At 73.2% G+C, this 15,101-nt stretch carries 15 protein-coding genes; 2 read left to right on the top strand and 13 right to left on the bottom strand.

The features are described from left to right. Nucleotides 1-43: 43 nt before the first annotated feature. Entirely contained in the window at nucleotides 44-1,540 is a 1,497-nt protein-coding gene (locus tag C1N81_RS32775) for an anthranilate synthase component I (RefSeq protein WP_394434925.1), read from the bottom strand. Nucleotides 1,541-1,556: 16 nt separating this feature from the next. Continuing rightward, complete coding sequence (hisI, locus tag C1N81_RS32770) at nucleotides 1,557-1,931, bottom strand: phosphoribosyl-AMP cyclohydrolase (protein ID WP_394434924.1); 375 nt, start codon at nucleotides 1,929-1,931, stop codon at nucleotides 1,557-1,559. Nucleotides 1,932-2,013: 82 nt separating this feature from the next. Between hisI and C1N81_RS32765 the strand changes: the two genes are divergently transcribed. Next, a complete protein-coding gene (locus C1N81_RS32765) occupies nucleotides 2,014-2,649 on the top strand; it encodes a TIGR03085 family metal-binding protein (RefSeq protein ID WP_394434923.1) in 636 nt (211 codons plus the stop codon). Here the strand turns inward: C1N81_RS32765 and C1N81_RS32760 are convergent. The 11 genes from C1N81_RS32760 to hisD all read right to left on the bottom strand — a co-directional run bounded on the left by C1N81_RS32760 (nucleotide 2,612) and on the right by hisD (nucleotide 13,180). After that, the gene (locus tag C1N81_RS32760) at nucleotides 2,612-3,883 is read right to left on the bottom strand and encodes a PucR family transcriptional regulator (protein ID WP_394434922.1); all 1,272 of its coding nucleotides are present in this window, start codon (nucleotides 3,881-3,883) and stop codon (nucleotides 2,612-2,614) included. The two genes, C1N81_RS32765 and C1N81_RS32760, sit on opposite strands and share 38 nt — an antisense overlap. 271 nt (nucleotides 3,884-4,154) lie before the next feature. Then, nucleotides 4,155-6,110, bottom strand: coding sequence for a LuxR C-terminal-related transcriptional regulator (locus tag C1N81_RS32755; protein WP_394434921.1), 1,956 nt, complete (start codon nucleotides 6,108-6,110; stop codon nucleotides 4,155-4,157). A gap of 109 nt (nucleotides 6,111-6,219) precedes the next feature. Further along, a complete protein-coding gene (locus C1N81_RS32750; protein WP_394438378.1) occupies nucleotides 6,220-7,104 on the bottom strand; it encodes a bis(hydroxyethyl) terephthalate hydrolase in 885 nt (294 codons plus the stop codon). A gap of 296 nt (nucleotides 7,105-7,400) precedes the next feature. Then, nucleotides 7,401-8,156, bottom strand: a complete 756-nt coding sequence (gene hisF, locus C1N81_RS32745) for an imidazole glycerol phosphate synthase subunit HisF (protein WP_394434920.1) — start codon at nucleotides 8,154-8,156, stop codon at nucleotides 7,401-7,403. Then, nucleotides 8,153-8,623, bottom strand: a complete 471-nt coding sequence (locus C1N81_RS32740) for a RidA family protein (RefSeq protein ID WP_394434919.1) — start codon at nucleotides 8,621-8,623, stop codon at nucleotides 8,153-8,155. Before C1N81_RS32740 ends, hisF begins: the two co-directional genes overlap by 4 nt. Further along, nucleotides 8,620-9,351, bottom strand: a complete 732-nt coding sequence (gene priA, locus C1N81_RS32735) for a bifunctional 1-(5-phosphoribosyl)-5-((5-phosphoribosylamino)methylideneamino)imidazole-4-carboxamide isomerase/phosphoribosylanthranilate isomerase PriA (protein ID WP_394434918.1) — start codon at nucleotides 9,349-9,351, stop codon at nucleotides 8,620-8,622. Before priA ends, C1N81_RS32740 begins: the two co-directional genes overlap by 4 nt. Beyond that, complete coding sequence (gene hisH / locus C1N81_RS32730) at nucleotides 9,351-9,998, bottom strand: imidazole glycerol phosphate synthase subunit HisH (RefSeq protein WP_394434917.1); 648 nt, start codon at nucleotides 9,996-9,998, stop codon at nucleotides 9,351-9,353. Before hisH ends, priA begins: the two co-directional genes overlap by 1 nt. A 4-nt stretch (nucleotides 9,999-10,002) precedes the next feature. Continuing rightward, entirely contained in the window at nucleotides 10,003-10,167 is a 165-nt protein-coding gene (locus tag C1N81_RS32725; protein ID WP_361074999.1) for a hypothetical protein, read from the bottom strand. A 3-nt stretch (nucleotides 10,168-10,170) separates the two neighbouring features. After that, complete coding sequence (hisB, locus tag C1N81_RS32720) at nucleotides 10,171-10,764, bottom strand: imidazoleglycerol-phosphate dehydratase HisB (RefSeq protein ID WP_394434916.1); 594 nt, start codon at nucleotides 10,762-10,764, stop codon at nucleotides 10,171-10,173. Next, complete coding sequence (locus C1N81_RS32715; RefSeq protein ID WP_394434915.1) at nucleotides 10,761-11,861, bottom strand: histidinol-phosphate transaminase; 1,101 nt, start codon at nucleotides 11,859-11,861, stop codon at nucleotides 10,761-10,763. Before C1N81_RS32715 ends, hisB begins: the two co-directional genes overlap by 4 nt. Then, a complete protein-coding gene (gene hisD / locus C1N81_RS32710) occupies nucleotides 11,858-13,180 on the bottom strand; it encodes a histidinol dehydrogenase (RefSeq protein ID WP_394434914.1) in 1,323 nt (440 codons plus the stop codon). Before hisD ends, C1N81_RS32715 begins: the two co-directional genes overlap by 4 nt. Nucleotides 13,181-13,436: 256 nt before the next feature. On the opposite strand from hisD, the gene C1N81_RS32705 reads away from it, so the two are divergent. Continuing rightward, a complete protein-coding gene (locus C1N81_RS32705) occupies nucleotides 13,437-14,948 on the top strand; it encodes an oxidoreductase (protein ID WP_394438376.1) in 1,512 nt (503 codons plus the stop codon). The last annotated feature ends 153 nt before the right edge of the window (nucleotides 14,949-15,101 follow it).

The following is a 15,101-nucleotide window of genomic DNA, read 5'->3' as shown; positions in this document are numbered from 1 at the left end:
CTGTCCGCACACCTGTGTGTGTACCGGGAGCGGGAGGCGTGGGTCACTTCACACCGGTTCCGGCGGCGCCCATGCGGTTGGCGGTGTGGACGGCGCGGAGGACGGCGGCGGCCTTGTTGCGGCACTCCGTGTCCTCGGCGACGGGGTCGGAGTCGGCGACGACGCCCGCCCCGGCCTGCACGTACGCGGTGCCGTCGCGAAGGAGGGCGGTGCGGATGGCGATGGCGGTGTCGGAGTCCCCGGCGAAGTCGAGGTAGCCGACGCACCCGCCGTACAGGCCGCGCCGGGAGGGTTCGAGCTCGTCGATGATCTGCATCGCGCGGGGCTTGGGGGCGCCGGAGAGGGTGCCGGCCGGGAAGCAGGCGGTGAGCACGTCGAAGGCGGTGCGACCGGCGCTGACCTGCCCCGTCACCGTCGAGACGATGTGCATGACGTGCGAGTACCGCTCGATGGACATGAAGTCGACGACCTCGACGGAGCCAGGTTCGCAGACCCGCCCGAGATCATTGCGCCCGAGGTCGACGAGCATGAGGTGCTCGGCGCGCTCCTTGGGGTCGGCGAGCAGTTCGTCGGCGAGCGCCTGGTCGGCCTGCGGGGTGGCGCCGCGCGGCCGGGTCCCGGCGATGGGATGGAGCAGGGCGCGCCCGTCCTCGACCTTGACGAGAGCCTCGGGCGAGGACCCGACGACATCGAAGCCGTCGAAGCGGAACAGGTACATGTAGGGCGAGGGGTTGGTGGCGCGGAGCACGCGGTAGACGTCGAGCGCACTGGCGGTGCACGGCGTCTCGAACCGCTGCGAGGGCACGACCTGGAAGGCCTCGCCTGCCCGGATGCGCTCCTTGATGTCCTCGACGGCCTCCTGGTACTGCTCGCCGCCCCACAGCGCGGTGAAGTCGGGCAGTTCGGAGGGCGGGAGCGCGGCCGGGGCGGTGTGCGCGGCCTTGCCGAGGTCGGCCTCCATGGCGTCGAGACGGGCCACGGCGTCGGCGTAGGCCTCGTCGACACCGGTGTCGAGGTCGTTGTGGTTGATGGCGTTGGCGATGAGCAGAACGGAACCGTCCCAGTGATCGAGGACGGCGAGATCACTGGTGAGCAGCATGGTCAGTTCGGGCAGCCGCAGGTCGTCGCGCTCACCGGGGCCGATCTTCTCCAGGCGGCGCACGATGTCGTAGCCGAGATAGCCGACCATGCCGCCGGTGAACGGCGGGAGCCCGTCGTAGCGCGGGGTGTGCAGCGCCTCGATGGTGGCGCGCAGCGCGGCGAGCGGGTCGCCGTCCGTGGGGACGCCGACCGGCGGGGTGCCGAGCCAGTGGGCCTGCCCGTCGCGGGACGTGAGGGCGGCGGCCGAGCGGACGCCGACGAAGGAGTAGCGGGACCAGGAGCGCCCGTTCTCCGCGGACTCCAGGAGGAACGTGCCGGGCCGCTCGGCGGCGAGCTTGCGGTAGAGACCGACGGGCGTGTCGCCGTCCGCGAGGAGCTTGCGGCTGACGGGGATCACTCGGCGGTCGGTCGCGAGCTTGCGGAAGGTCTCGAGATCCATGGGAGGAGCTTAGGTGTTACGCGACCGGGCCCGTGACCGGCAGTTGGTCGGCGTCGAAGCAGGTACGGGCGCCGGTGTGGCAGGCGGCCCCCACCTGGTCGACCCGGACGAGGACGGTGTCGGCGTCACAGTCCAGGGCGACGGACTTCACGTACTGGAAGTGGCCGGAGGTGTCCCCCTTGACCCAGTACTCGCTCCGGCTGCGCGACCAGTACGTGCAGCGCCCCGTGGTCAGGGTGCGGTGCAGCGCCTCGTCGTCCATCCAGCCGAGCATCAGGACCTCGCCGGTGTCGTACTGCTGGGCGATGGCGGGGACCAGGCCGTCGGCGCTGCGCTTGAGGCGGGCGGCGATGGCGGGATCGAGGCTGCTGGACTGGGGCGCGCTGGTCATGGGGCCATTGTGCCGCGCCGCGGCGGGACTCCCCCGGGGCGTCCACTGTCCGGACGGTGCGGGCGGCCGTAGGGTTGCGGACATGTCGACCCATGCCAAGCGTGAACGTCTTCTCCTCGCCGACCTGTTGGAGGCGGCGGGCCCGGAGGCCCCCACCCTGTGCGAGGGCTGGACCGCCCGCGACCTCGCGGCGCACGTCGTGGTGCGCGAGCGCCGGCCCGACGCGGCCGGCGGCACCCTGGTCAAGCAGCTCGCCTCCCGCCTGGAGCGGGTCCAGAACGAGTTCGCGGAGAAGCCGTACGAGGAACTGATCCAACTCATCAGGACGGGCCCGCCCCGTTTCTCGCCCTTCGCCCTCAAACAGCTCGACGAGGCGGCGAACGTGGTCGAGTTCTACGTCCACGCCGAGGACGTGCGGCGCGCGCAGCCCGACTGGTCGCCGCGCGAGCTCGACCCCGTCTTCGCCGAGGTCCTCTGGTCCCGCCTGGAGCGGATGGCCCGGGTGATGGGCCGCAAGGCGCCCGTCGGCCTGGTCCTGCGCCGCCCCGACGGCCAGACGGCGGTCGCGCACCGGGGCGCACCGGTGGTGACGGTGACCGGCGAGCCCTCCGAGCTGCTGATGTACGCGTTCGGCCGGCAGGAGGCGGCGAAGGTCGAGCTCGACGGCGACAAGACGGCGATCACTCAGCTGAGCGAGACGAAGGCGCTGGGGCTCTAGGGCTGCCCCCGGCCGGGCGCAGCCGGTGGGCGTGCAGCGCCAGGGCCAGCTCCACCTGGTCGGCCGGGCGGGTCAGGCTGCGCCCGGTGAGCTGCTCGCAGCGGCGCAGCCGGTTCAGGACCGTGTTGCGGTGACAGTAGAGCCGGGCGGCGGCGCGCTGGGCCGACCCGTCGCAGTCCAGCCAGGCGGTGAGCGTGTCAAGGAGCACGGCGCCGTCCGCGGGCGGCAGGGCGCGCAACGGGCCCAGCACCTTGTCGACGAGGAGGGCGCCGAGCGCGGGGGCCCCGGCCACCAGTGCGGCGGGCAGTTCGTCGTCCAGGAGTACGGTGCCGCCGCCCGCCGGGCAGATCCGCAGGGCGGTCTCGGCGAGGCGCCGGGCGACACCGACGCCGGCCAGTCCCTCCACCGCTGAGCTGATGCCGATGCGCACCCCGTCGCCGGGGGCGGTCGACTCGCGCCAGCGGGCGGCGAGCTCCCGTACGTCGTACGCGCCGAGGGCGACGATGCCGCGCTCGGCGTCCGGCCCCGGGTGCCAGACGGTACGGGTGCCGGTGGCGCGGGGTGCCGTGGGGCGGCCGCCGGCGACGAGCACGACGGCGTAGCGGCCCTGCTCCGGCAGTCCGAGCGCGGTGGCGGCCTCGGGGAGATCGGCGATACGGGTGGCTCCGTCGAGGAGGGCGGCGGCCATGAGGCGGCGCCGGTTCTCGCGGCGCCAGGTCAGTTCGTGCTCCGCCCGGCGGTAGGCGTCGGCGACGCAGGCGCAGTGCTCGTCGACGAAGCCGCGGACGTCCGCGGCGAGGTGGACGAGGAGATGCGCGTCGCGCGGATGGTGCCGGGTGACCTCGTCGACCAGGGCCTGCCAAACCAGGGCGCCGCCCAGCCGGAAGGCGTGCACCAGGGCGTCGAGAGGGAGACCGCGGGCGGCGCGCTCCGCCCCGATCCGGGCGGTGCAGGCGCGGGCCGCCTCGCGGGAGCGGACGGGGTCGAGCAGCGACGCGACGCTGTGCCGCAGGGAGCGCTGGACCTCGCGGCGTACGTCGCCGGGGTCGGTGTCGATCGCCGTGCGGTAGGCGGGCTCCCTGGCGTACAGCTCGGCCGTGAGCCGGTCGGTCAGGGCGGGGATCTGGCCCGTCAGGGGCAGTGCGGCGCGGCGCAGGACGGCGATCGCGTCCGTTCCGGCGGGGGTGGTGCCGGTCCGGTGGTGGGGGCGGGGGCGTACGAGGTGCGCGGGCATCACGGTCCTCCTCGGTTCAGCTCACCAGGACGTGCCGGAGCGGCCCTGGCCCCGAAGAATGACATACCGTCTGGTCGGTCTCCAGCCCCCCGGGGATAACGACATGGTGAAAGGACGAACGAGTCCGGGTGGAGCGCCGGCCGCTTCTGTCCGGTTGGGCGGCCCGGCGTACCCGGCGCCCGTACGGGCCACCCGGTGCGCCCGCGTGGCTACGGGAGGGGACGTGTCGGGGTGCCCCCGCAGGACTCCGCGGGAACGCAGTCCGGGATCTTCACAGCGTCCCCTCCGCCCGGTCCACCAAGCGGGCCAGTTCCACCCGGGAGCGGACGCCCAGCTGGGCGAAGACGTTGCGGAGGTGGTGGTCGACCGTGCGAGGGCTCACCGACAGACGCGAGGCCACCTCGCGATTGGTGGCGCCCTCCGCCACGCAGTGGGCGATGCGGAGCTGTTGCGGGGTCAGCTCGGACAGCCTGCCCGGGGGTTCGGGACGGGCAGGCGCTTCGCCCGTGGCCCGCAACTCCGCCGCCGTACGGGCGGCCCAGACCGACGCCCCGCACCGCTCGAAGGCGACGAGCGCGTCGCGGAGCAGCACCCGCGCCCGGGCGGGCCGACGCGCACGCCGCAGCCATTCCCCGTGCAGTTCAGCGGTGCGGGCCCGCTCGAAGTCCCCACCGGCCCGCTCGTGCCGGGCGAGCGCCTCGGTGAAGCGGGCGTCCGCGCGCACGGGGTCACCGGAGGACAGCAGGGCTTGGCAGCGGGCCAGCTGAGCCCCGGCCTGGGGGTCGTACCCGCGCTCGGCCCACACGGTGAACTCGGCGACAGCCGCCCGCGCCCCGCCCAGGTCCCCCGCCGCCACCGCCGCCTCCACGAAACAGGGCACGGCGAGCATCCGTACGGCGAAGTGCCCTTGCCGCGGCCCGGGCCGGACGAGCGGCGCGAGCCGGGCCGTCGCCTCGGCCGCCCGGCCCCGGGCCAGATCAGCGCGGGCGAGGGCCCACTGCGCGAGGGTGGCGGCTTGGACGAGCCCGTGCCGGGCGGCGATGTCCTGCGCGGCGGAGGCGTGCCGGGCGACGGTGCCGGCGTCGCTGTCGAGGGAGGCGACGAGGGCGAGGATGGCGTGCTGGTGGGCGAGGACGTTGCGCTGCCCGGTGGCGCGGGCGGCGCGGAGCCCTTCCTCGGCGTGCGCGCGGGCGCGCCCGTGGCGCCCGGCGCGCAGTTCGCCGTAGGCGAGGAGTTCGAGGGCGCGGGGCAGTTCGGGCCGCGCGTCGAGGGCCCGGGCGGCGGCGAGGGCCCGGCTGCCGAGGCGGCAGGCGGCGTCGACCTCCCCGGCGACGAGCGCGGCGGCCCCGGCCCGCAGCAGCGCGTCGGGGGCTCCGGCGAAGGCCGCCTGGGCGATGACCCGGCGCAGGGTGACGCGCCCGGCGGCGTACCGGTCGTCGAGGGCGGCGGCCATGCCGAGCCCGAAGTCGCGGGCGGTGGCGGCGCCGTCCCGCTGCCCGGCGACGGCTTCCTGGTAGGCGCGGGCGTCCCCGAGCGCCCATGCGGCCTCCGCGGCGGCGAGCCGGGCGTCGAGGGCCCGTTCGCCGGGGCAGAGCCGGGCGGCGAGGAGGAGGGAGGCGCGGGCGTCGGCCATGGGCCCGTCGCGCAGGGCGAGCAGCCCTCGTACGAGGGCGGCGTTGCCCTGCACTTCATCGGTGGGAGTCAACTCCTCCACGCGGCGCAGGAGTTCACGGGACCGGTGCGGACGCCCGGCCAGCCGGGCCTGGTCGGCGGCGGCGACGAGCCGTCCGGCGCGGACCTCGGGGTCGGCGGCGAGCGCTGCCGCGTGGGCAAGGGCGGCGGCCCGCTCGCCGTGGGAGGGGCCGGGCAGGCGCGCCGCGGCGGCGAGTTCGGTGCCGAGCGCGCTGTCCGGGTAGGCCGCGGCGAGCGCCCGGTGCAGGAGACCTGCCGGCCGAAGCCGCTCCCCCAGTGCGGCTTCGGCCAGCAGGCGATGGGCGGCCCTGCGATCCGCGGGGCGTGCCGCTTCGTACACGGCGCGGCGGCCGGGGAGCCGCAGCCGTCCGTCGGGGCCGCGTTCGAGGCCCGCGCGTTCGGCGGCGTCGAGGGCGCAGGCGCCGAGTCCGGCGCGCGCGGCGGCCCGCAGCACGAGCCCGCCGTCCACCCACGGCCCGTCCGGGTCGCTCTCGTAGGCGGCAGCCGTCAGCAACAGGACATGTCTCGCGGTCACTTACGTCACCGTAGGAGCGGGCCGCGGCGCCCGCAGCGCCGGTTGGGAGCGGGCCCAACCGGCGCCGGGTGAACTCTGTGCTCACGCACAGGGCGGCAGGCTCATGACGCTACGAGGTGTGCGGGCAGGTGCCCCGGTACTCGGCGATCGTGAGGCTCGCGGAGGGCAGCGGGCAGAGGAACTGTTCGTAGCGGGTGTCGTTGTCGATGAACCGCTTCAGCCACGAGATGCTGTACTTCGCGATCGTGGTGTTGGAGCTGTTCGGGGTGAAGTGCGTGGCGCCGCGCAGCTCCAGGTACGCCTTGTCGAGGGAGCTGGGCAGGCTCGTGTAGAACGGCTCGGAGTGCGTGGCGACGGGCGCGACGGTGTCCCCGTCCGCGCCCACGACGAGCGTCGGCGTGCTGACCTCGGGCCAGGTCTTGTCGGTGTTCCAGCCGGTGAGCGGGATCGCCGCCTGGAGCGAGGGCCGGCTCTTGGCGGCTTCGAGGGTGCCGCCGCCGCCCATGGAGTGGCCCATGACACCGAGCCGGCTGGAGTCGATCCGGCCGCGCACCGAACTCTGCTGCGTCAAGTAGTCGAGAGCGGCGAGGAGTTGACGGCCCCGACTGTCGGGCTGGTCGAGCGTCGTGTTCGTGTCGATGGTGAAGACGACGAACCCCTGCGAGGCGAGGCGCGGGCCCAGCCAGGAGATCGACGACTGGTAGGCGGTGAAGCCGGGCGAGATCGCGACGGCCCCGAACGTGCCGTCCGACGTCGACGACGGGTAGTAGATCGTCCCGCCGCCGAACCCGGAGACGCTCAGCGACGACACGCTGGTCTCCGACACGGAGTACGGGCCGCGCAGCGCCTCGATGCTGGAGTTGCTGGGGGCGGGGCCGCGCTCGTAGGGGTTGTCGGCGGTGGGGGCGGCCTGGGCGGTCACGGCCTGCGAGGTGGCCAGGCCGCCGAGGGCCAGCAGGGTGGCGAGGCCTGTTCGGATCAGACGGGTTCGCATCTTCAGCACGGATGCGGTCCTCTCGGGGGGAGGGTGGCGTGCCCCGTCCCGGGGGGAGCCACCGTGGTTTCTGACAGCGACCACGGTGCGGGGTGCCCCGCTGGTTGTGCATCGGCGAAATCACCGGTTCCGCCTGTTGGTGCAACGCGATTTCGTCCGCGGGCCCGGTGGGGGCTGGTCGCGCAGTTCCCCGCGCCCCTGAGAGGCGCGCACGCGGGGAACCGCGCGACCAGCCACGACGGACGCCGCACCCGGCGACGAGACCTGAAACGACAGCGGCGCTAGCGACAGCGGCGCTATCGAACCGGCCGCCCCGCGGAGCGCAACGCCGACTTGACGTCCCCGATCCGCAGATCCCCGAAGTGGAACACCGACGCCGCGAGCACCGCGTCCGCCCCGGCCGCGACGGCCGGCGCGAAGTGCGCCGGCGCCCCCGCCCCGCCGGAGGCGATCACCGGTACGGACACGTGCCGCCGAACCGCCTCGATCATCGGGAGGTCGTAGCCGTCCTTCGTCCCGTCCGCGTCCATCGAGTTGAGCAGAATCTCACCGGCGCCGAGTTCGGCAGCCTGGTGGGCCCATTCGACGGCGTCGATCCCGGCGGACCGGCGTCCGCCGTGGGTCGTGACCTCGAAGGAGCCCGTCTCGGTGCGCCGCGCGTCGACGGAGAGGACGAGCACCTGCCGCCCGAACCGCTCGGCGATCTCGCGGATCAGTTCGGGCCGGGCGATGGCGGCGGTGTTGACGCCGACCTTGTCGGCGCCGGCCCGCAGCAGCTTGTCGACGTCCTCGGCGGTGCGGACGCCGCCGCCGACGGTGAGCGGGATGAAGACCTGTTCGGCGGTGCGGCGCACCACGTCGTAGGTGGTCTCGCGGTTGCCGGAGGAGGCGGTGATGTCGAGAAAGGTCAGTTCGTCGGCGCCCTCGGCGTCGTAGACCTTGGCCATCTCGACGGGGTCACCGGCGTCGCGCAGGTTCTGGAAGTTGACGCCTTTGACGACGCGCCCGTTGTCGACGTCGAGGCAGGGGATGACGCGTACGGCGAGGCTCACCGGTCCCCTCCCGCGACTCCGGCTTCGGCCTCGGCTTCGGCTTCGGCTTCGGCTTCGGCTTCGGCCCCGGCTTCGGCGGGCCGGTACGCCTCGACCTCGACCTCGACGACCAGACTCGGGTCGACGAACCCGGAGACGATGAGCATGGACGCGGCCGGGCGGACCTCGTCGAACAGCTCCTTGTGGGCGCGGCCCACATCGTCGACGTCGCGCGCGTGGGTGAGGTACATGCGGGTGCGGACGACGTGCTCGCGGCCGAGGCCGACCGTCTTCAGGGCGTCGAGGGCGACCCCGAAGGCGTTGAGCGCCTGCTCGTAGGGGGTGCCCGCGTCGATGACACCGTTGACCACGGAGGTGCAGCCGGAGACGAGGACGAGGCCGTTGGGCAGTTCGACGGCGCGGGAGTAGCCGATGGCGTCCTCCCAGGGGCCGCCGGAGCCGATCCGCCGCACGGGCTGCTCGCTCATGACGACGCCACGGCGGCGAGCGCCTCTTCCAGGGTGAACGCCTTGGCGTACAGCGCCTTGCCGACGATGGAGCCCTCGACGCCGAGCGGAACGAGTGCGGCGATGGCGCGCAGGTCGTCGAGCGAGGAGACCCCGCCCGAGGCCACCACCGGACGGTCCGTCACGGCGCACACGTTCTTCAGGAGTTCCAGGTTCGGGCCCTGGAGGGTGCCGTCCTTGGCGATGTCGGTGACGACGTAGCGGGCGCAGCCCTCGGAGTCGAGGCGCGCCAGGGTCTCGTAGAGGTCGCCGCCGTCGCGGGTCCAGCCGCGGCCGCGCAGCGTCGTGCCGCGCACGTCGAGGCCGACGGCGATCTTGTCACCGTGCTCGGCGATGACCTTGGCGACCCACTCGGGGGTCTCCAGGGCGGCGGTGCCGAGGTTGACGCGGGTGCAGCCGGTGGCGAGGGCGGCGGCGAGGGTGTCGTCGTCGCGGATGCCGCCGGAGAGTTCGACCTTGATGTCCATGGCTTCGGCGACCTCGCGGATCAGCGCGCGGTTGTCACCGGTGCCGAACGCGGCGTCGAGGTCGACGAGGTGCAGCCACTCGGCGCCCGCGGACTGCCAGGCGAGGGCGGCCTCCAGCGGGGAGCCGTAGGAGGTCTCGCTGCCGGACTCGCCGTGGACGAGGCGGACGGCCTGGCCGTCGCGGACGTCGACGGCGGGGAGGAGTTCGAGCTCGGTAGCCATCAGAGGGTTCCGATCCAGTTCTTCAGCAGCTGGGCTCCGGCGTCGCCGGACTTCTCGGGGTGGAACTGGGTGGCCCACAGGGGGCCGTTCTCCACGGCGGCGACGAACGGCTCGCCGTGCGTGGCCCAGGTGACCTGCGGGGCGCGCAGGTGCGGGTTGTGCACCTCCAGCTGCCAGTCCTGGACGGCGTAGGAGTGCACGAAGTAGTACCGCTCGTCGGCGTCGAGGCCCGCGAAGAGGCGGCTGTCCCCGGGCGCGCGGACGGTGTTCCAGCCCATGTGGGGCACGACGTCGGCCTTGAGGGGTTCGACGGCGCCGGGCCATTCGTCGAGGCCCTCGGTCTCGACGCCGTGCTCGATGCCGCGGGCGAAGAGGATCTGCATGCCGACGCAGATGCCCATGACGGGGCGGCCCCCGGAGAGGCGGCGGCCGATGATCCAGTCGCCGCGGGCCTCCTTGAGCCCCTTCATGCAGGCGGCGAAGGCGCCGACGCCGGGGACGAGGAGCCCGTCGGCGTTCATGGCCTTGTCGTAGTCGCGGGTGATCTCGACGTCGGCGCCCGCGCGGGCGAGGGCGCGCTCGGCGGAGCGGACGTTCCCGAACCCGTAGTCGAAGACGACGACTTTCTTCTCGGTCATCACTGTCATCTGATCAGTTCCAGTAGTCGAGCCGCAGCACGCCGGCGATCAGGCACATGGCCGCGCCGATGGACAGCAGGGTGATGAGGCTCTTGCCCATGCCCTGCTTGACGAACGAGTAGACGCCGCCGAGCAGGAACAGGCCCACGAGGATGAGGACGGTCGCGAGGCCGTTCATGGCTTAGAGGGCGCCCTTCGTCGAGGGGAGGATGCCGGCGGCGCGCGGGTCGCGCTCGCTGGCGTAGCGCAGGGCGCGCGCGAGGGCCTTGAACTGGCACTCCACGATGTGGTGGGCGTTGCGCCCGTAGGGCACGTGGACGTGCAGGGCGATCTGCGCCTGGGCGACGAAGGACTCCAGGATGTGCCGGGTCATCGTCGTGTCGTACTCGCCGATCATCGGCGCCATCTTCTCGGGCTCGGTGTGCACGAGGTAGGGGCGGCCGGAGAGGTCGACGGTGACCTGGGCGAGCGACTCGTCGAGGGGGACGGTGCAGTTGCCGAAGCGGTAGATGCCGACCTTGTCGCCGAGCGCCTGCTTGAAGGCGGCGCCGAGGGCGAGGGCGGTGTCCTCGATGGTGTGGTGGGAGTCGATGTGCAGGTCGCCCTCGGTCTTGACGGTGAGGTCGAAGAGGCCGTGGCGGCCGAGCTGGTCGAGCATGTGGTCGTAGAAGCCGACACCGGTCGCGACGTCGACCTTGCCGGTGCCGTCGAGGTCGATCTCGACGAGGACCGAGGTCTCCTTGGTGGTGCGCTCTACACGTCCTACGCGGCTCATCGGCCGAACTCCTTTGTCGCTTCGCGGGCCGCGTCCAGGAACGCGTCGTTCTCTTGGGGGGTGCCGACGGACACCCGCAGTCGTCCCGGTACGCCGTTGTCACGGATGAGGACGCCGCGGTCGAGGATGAACCGCCAGACGGCGTGCGGGTCCTCGAAGACGCCGAACTGGACGAAGTTGGCGTCGGCGACGGTGACGTCGAAGCCGAGGCCGGTCAGCTCGGCGACGATGCGGTCGCGTTCGCCCTTGAGCTGCTCGACGTAGCCGAGCAGGGTGTCGGTGTACTCCAGGGCGGCGAGCGCCGTGGCCTGGTTGACGGCCGACAGGTGGTAGGGCAGGCGCACCAGCTGGACGGCGTCGACGACGGCCGGGTCGGCGGCGAGGTAGCCGAGGCGGAGCCCCGCTGCGCCGAACGCCTTCGACATGGTGCGCGAGATCACCAGATTCGGTCGGCCCTCGATCAGCGGCAGGAGCGATTCTCCGTGGCTGAACTCGGTGTACGCCTCGTCGACGATCACCATCGCGTCCCGGCCGGCCGCCTCGTACAGGGCGAGGACGTCCTCCGCCGCGACCGCGTTGCCGGTCGGGTTGTTGGGGCTGGTGATGAAGACGACGTGCGGCGTGTGGGCCTTGATCGCCTCGATCGCGGCGGGCACGTCGAGCGAGTAGTCCGCCGTGCGCGGGGCGCTGAGCCAGCCCGTGTTGGTGCCGCGGGCGAGCAGCGGGTGCATGGAGTACGAGGGCTCGAAGCCGAGGGCGGTGCGGCCGGGGCCGCCGAACGCCTGGAGCAGCTGCTGAAGCACCTCGTTGGACCCGTTGGCCGCCCACACCTGCTCCATGGTGACCGGGTGGCCCGTGGTGCGGGTGAGGTACTTCGCCAGCTCCGTGCGGAGCTCGACCGCGTCCCGGTCCGGGTAGCGGTTGAGGTTCCGGGCGGCGTCGGCGACGCGCTCGGCGATCCGCGCGACGAGCGGCTCGGGCAGCGGGTACGGGTTCTCGTTGGTGTTCAGCCGGACGGGCACGTCGAGCTGGGGCGCGCCGTACGGGGACTTGCCGCGCAGCTCGTCCCGTACGGGGAGGTCGTCGATGCCGGTCACGCGGTGGGCACCTTCCAGCCGAAGCGGGCCTTGAGGGCGGCGCCGTGCGCGGGCAGGTCCTCGGCCTCGGAGAGGGTCACCACGTGCCGGGTGATCTCGGCGAGGGCGTCGCGGCTGTAGTCGACGACGTGGATGCCGCGCAGGAAGGACTGCACGGACAGGCCGGAGGAGTGGCAGGCGCAGCCGCCGGTGGGCAGGACGTGGTTGGACCCGGCCGCGTAGTCGCCGAGGGAGACCGGGGACCAGGGGCCGACGAACACCGCGCCCGCGTTGCGCACCTTCTCGGCGACGGCGGCGGCGTCGGCGGTCTGGATCTCCAGGTGCTCGGCGCCGTAGGCGTTGACGACCGCGAGGCCGTCGTCGAGGGAGTCGACGAGGACGATCGCGGACTGCTTGCCGGTGAGCGCGGGCTCGATGCGCTCGGCGCGGTGCTTGGCGACGGCGACCTGGGCCGCCAGCTCCTTGACGACGCCCTCGGCCAGCTCCTCACTGTCGGTGACGAGGACCGAGGCGGCGAGCGGGTCGTGCTCGGCCTGGCTGATCAGGTCGGCGGCGACGTGCACCGGGTCGGCGGTGGAGTCGGCGAGGACGACGATCTCGGTCGGGCCCGCCTCGGAGTCGATGCCGATGACGCCGGTGAAGTAGCGCTTGGCGGCGGCCACCCAGATGTTGCCGGGGCCCATCACCATCGGGGCGGGCGGGCAGGACTCGGTGCCGTAGGCGAACATCGCGACGGCGGTGGCGCCGCCCGCCGCGTACACCTCGTCGACGCCGAGCAGCGCGCAGGCGGCCAGGATCGTCGGGTGCGGCAGGCCGCCGAACTCCTTCTGGGCGGGCGAGGCGAGGGCGATCGAGGGGACCTCGGCCTCCTGCGCCGGGACCACGTCCATGATCACGGAGGACGGGTAGACGGCGCGGCCGCCCGGCGCGTACAGGCCGACCCGGTCCACCGGGACCCACTTCTCGGTGACGGTGCCGCCGGGCACGACCTGCGTCGTCTCGGTGGTGCGGCGCTGGGCGCGGTGCACGATCCGGGCGCGCCGGATCGACTCCTCCAGGGCGGCCCGGACGTCCGGGTCGAGGGTCTTCAGGGCGTCGGCGATCGCCTCGGCCGGGACGCGCACGCTCTCCAGCGTCACGCCGTCGAATTTCTCCGCGAAGTCGATCAGCGCCGCGTCGCCACGATGATGTACGTCCTCGCAGATCGGCCGCACCTTCTCCAGGGCGGCCGTGACGTCGAAGTCGGCACGGGGCAGCAGCGAGCGCAGGGCCTGACCCTCGGGGAGGGCGGCGCCGCGCAGATCGATTCGAGAGATCACGCACCAATTCTCTCAGACGCCGGATCTCGGCCGGTGGCCCGTATCAGTGAGTGATACACGTCCGTTTTCGGCCGTTCTTGGACAGGTCCCCCGCAGACCCCCGCCCTCGGCTTTCAGAGGGTCACGCACCGGGAATGAACGGTTGTACGAACCCAGGAGTAACTCGAAGCAGGGAGAGGCACACCGCTTGAACCACCCCAGTACTGGCGGGAACGACGGAGAGGTACCGGAAGGACTGAGCGCCGCCGAGGTCGGCATGTGGCTCGCATTCCGCAACGGCACGGTCTACGACCTGCGCAGCGGCAACGCGGCGGTGGACGACCCGCACGGCGGACACGCCTGGGGGCCCGAGCGGAGCGTGCGGGCACGCATCGTGGCCTGGCTGCTGCTCGACGGCCCGCCCGCGCTCTCCGGGCGTGTCTCGTCCCTCAAACTCCAGGGCATCCAGATCACGGACGTGCTCGACCTGGCGGGCGGCACGATCGGCCCGTACGTGGAGCTGCAGCAGTGCCGGTTCGAGAAGGAGGTGCTGCTGCCCGAGGCGCGCTTCACGACGGTCCGCATGGTCGACTGCTCCGTGCCGCGCCTCGAAGCGGCCCGGATCCACACCGAGGGCGACCTCCACCTGCCGCGCTGCCGCTTCCACCACGGCATCCGGCTCACCGACGCCCAGATCGGCACGGACCTGCTGCTCAACCAGGCCGTCGTCTTCCGTGACCGGCGCGGCAAGTCCCTGATGGCGGACGGCCTCTCGGTCGGCCAGGACCTTCAGGCGGAGATGGTCCAGACGCACGGCGAGGTCAGTCTGCGCGGCGCCACCATCGGCGTGTCGCTGTCCCTGCGCGGCAGCCGCCTGAGCAACACGCAGGGGCGGCGGGCCCTGAACGCGCCGCAGCTCAGCGTCGAGCGCACGCTGTATCTGACCCCCGCCGGGCTCAACCCGTGGCAGACCCGGGGCACCACGCCCGCGCTCGGCACGCGCGTGCAGAGCTTCCAGTGCGTCGGCGGGGTCCGCCTCGACGACGGGCGGTTCGGCGACGCCGTCGACCTCGACTCGGCCCGCTTCGTCCTGCAGAACGACCAGGAGCTGTCGCTGCGCCGCGTCCAGACGCCCGAGCTGCGCTTCCTCGGCGAGCGGCTTGAGCGCGGCAATGTCGTGCTGTCCGGCGCGAAGGTCGTCAACCTCGTCGACCAGGCCGTGAGCTGGCCGGGCCCCGGGCACATACGGATCAGCGGCTTCGCCTACGAGAACCTGATCCCGCTCGGCCCCTTCCCGCTCACCCGGCGCCTGGAGTGGCTCGCCTCGGCGACCCCCGAGTACAGCCCGGAGCCGTACGAGCGGCTCGCCACGGTGCTGCGCAACAGCGGCGAGGACGCCGACGCGCGCGAGGTGCTCCTCGCCAAGCAGCGGCGCCGCCGCGAGACCCTGCCGCTCGCGGCGAAGCTGTGGGGCCACCTCCAGGACTGGACCGTGGCCTACGGGTACCGGCCGGGCCGGGCCGCCGTGTGGATGGCCGTGCTGTGGGCGGTCGGCGCGTTCGCCTTCCGGCACGCACCCCACCCGCCGACGCAGGCCGGCGGGGGCGCGGAGTGGGACTCGACGCTGTTCGCCCTCGACCTCCTGCTGCCGGTGATCGACCTCGGCCAGGCCGGCAGCTGGCAGCTGCGGGGCGGCTGGCAGTGGGCGGCGGCGGTCATGGTGATGCTCGGCTGGATCCTGGCGACGACGGTGGCGGCCGGGGCGACGCGGCTGCTGCGCCGGAACTGAGGCGTTCATCGCCCTGGCCCGGACCAGGCACTTCGCTTCCGCGCAAGGTGAGAATGGCGACAGCCGCACCCGGGCAACCATGGGGCCGCCCCGGCCGTCATCCCAGGGCCGTCGTCCGGTCCCGTTCCGGCCCCCTACCCGTACGCAGAGGAG

Source organism: Streptomyces sp. SGAir0957 (assembly GCF_043523415.1).
The sequence above is the reverse complement of the archived record's forward strand: the minus strand, read 5'-3'. Positions and strand labels throughout refer to the sequence as shown.

Excerpts from the sequence above, each read along its gene's own strand:
- C1N81_RS32775 (WP_394434925.1), bottom strand. The coding sequence starts at position 1,540 with ATGGATCTCGAGACCTTCCGCAAGCTCGCGACCGACCGCCGAGTGATC.
- hisI (WP_394434924.1), bottom strand. The coding sequence starts at position 1,931 with ATGACCAGCGCGCCCCAGTCCAGCAGCCTCGATCCCGCCATCGCCGCC.
- C1N81_RS32765 (WP_394434923.1), top strand. The coding sequence starts at position 2,014 with ATGTCGACCCATGCCAAGCGTGAACGTCTTCTCCTCGCCGACCTGTTG.
- C1N81_RS32760 (WP_394434922.1), bottom strand. The coding sequence starts at position 3,883 with ATGCCCGCGCACCTCGTACGCCCCCGCCCCCACCACCGGACCGGCACC.
- C1N81_RS32750 (WP_394438378.1), bottom strand. The coding sequence starts at position 7,104 with ATGCGAACCCGTCTGATCCGAACAGGCCTCGCCACCCTGCTGGCCCTC.
- C1N81_RS32740 (WP_394434919.1), bottom strand. The coding sequence starts at position 8,623 with ATGAGCGAGCAGCCCGTGCGGCGGATCGGCTCCGGCGGCCCCTGGGAG.
- priA (WP_394434918.1), bottom strand. The coding sequence starts at position 9,351 with ATGGCTACCGAGCTCGAACTCCTCCCCGCCGTCGACGTCCGCGACGGC.
- hisH (WP_394434917.1), bottom strand. The coding sequence starts at position 9,998 with ATGACAGTGATGACCGAGAAGAAAGTCGTCGTCTTCGACTACGGGTTC.
- C1N81_RS32725 (WP_361074999.1), bottom strand. The coding sequence starts at position 10,167 with ATGAACGGCCTCGCGACCGTCCTCATCCTCGTGGGCCTGTTCCTGCTC.
- hisB (WP_394434916.1), bottom strand. The coding sequence starts at position 10,764 with ATGAGCCGCGTAGGACGTGTAGAGCGCACCACCAAGGAGACCTCGGTC.
- C1N81_RS32705 (WP_394438376.1), top strand. The coding sequence starts at position 13,437 with ATGTGGCTCGCATTCCGCAACGGCACGGTCTACGACCTGCGCAGCGGC.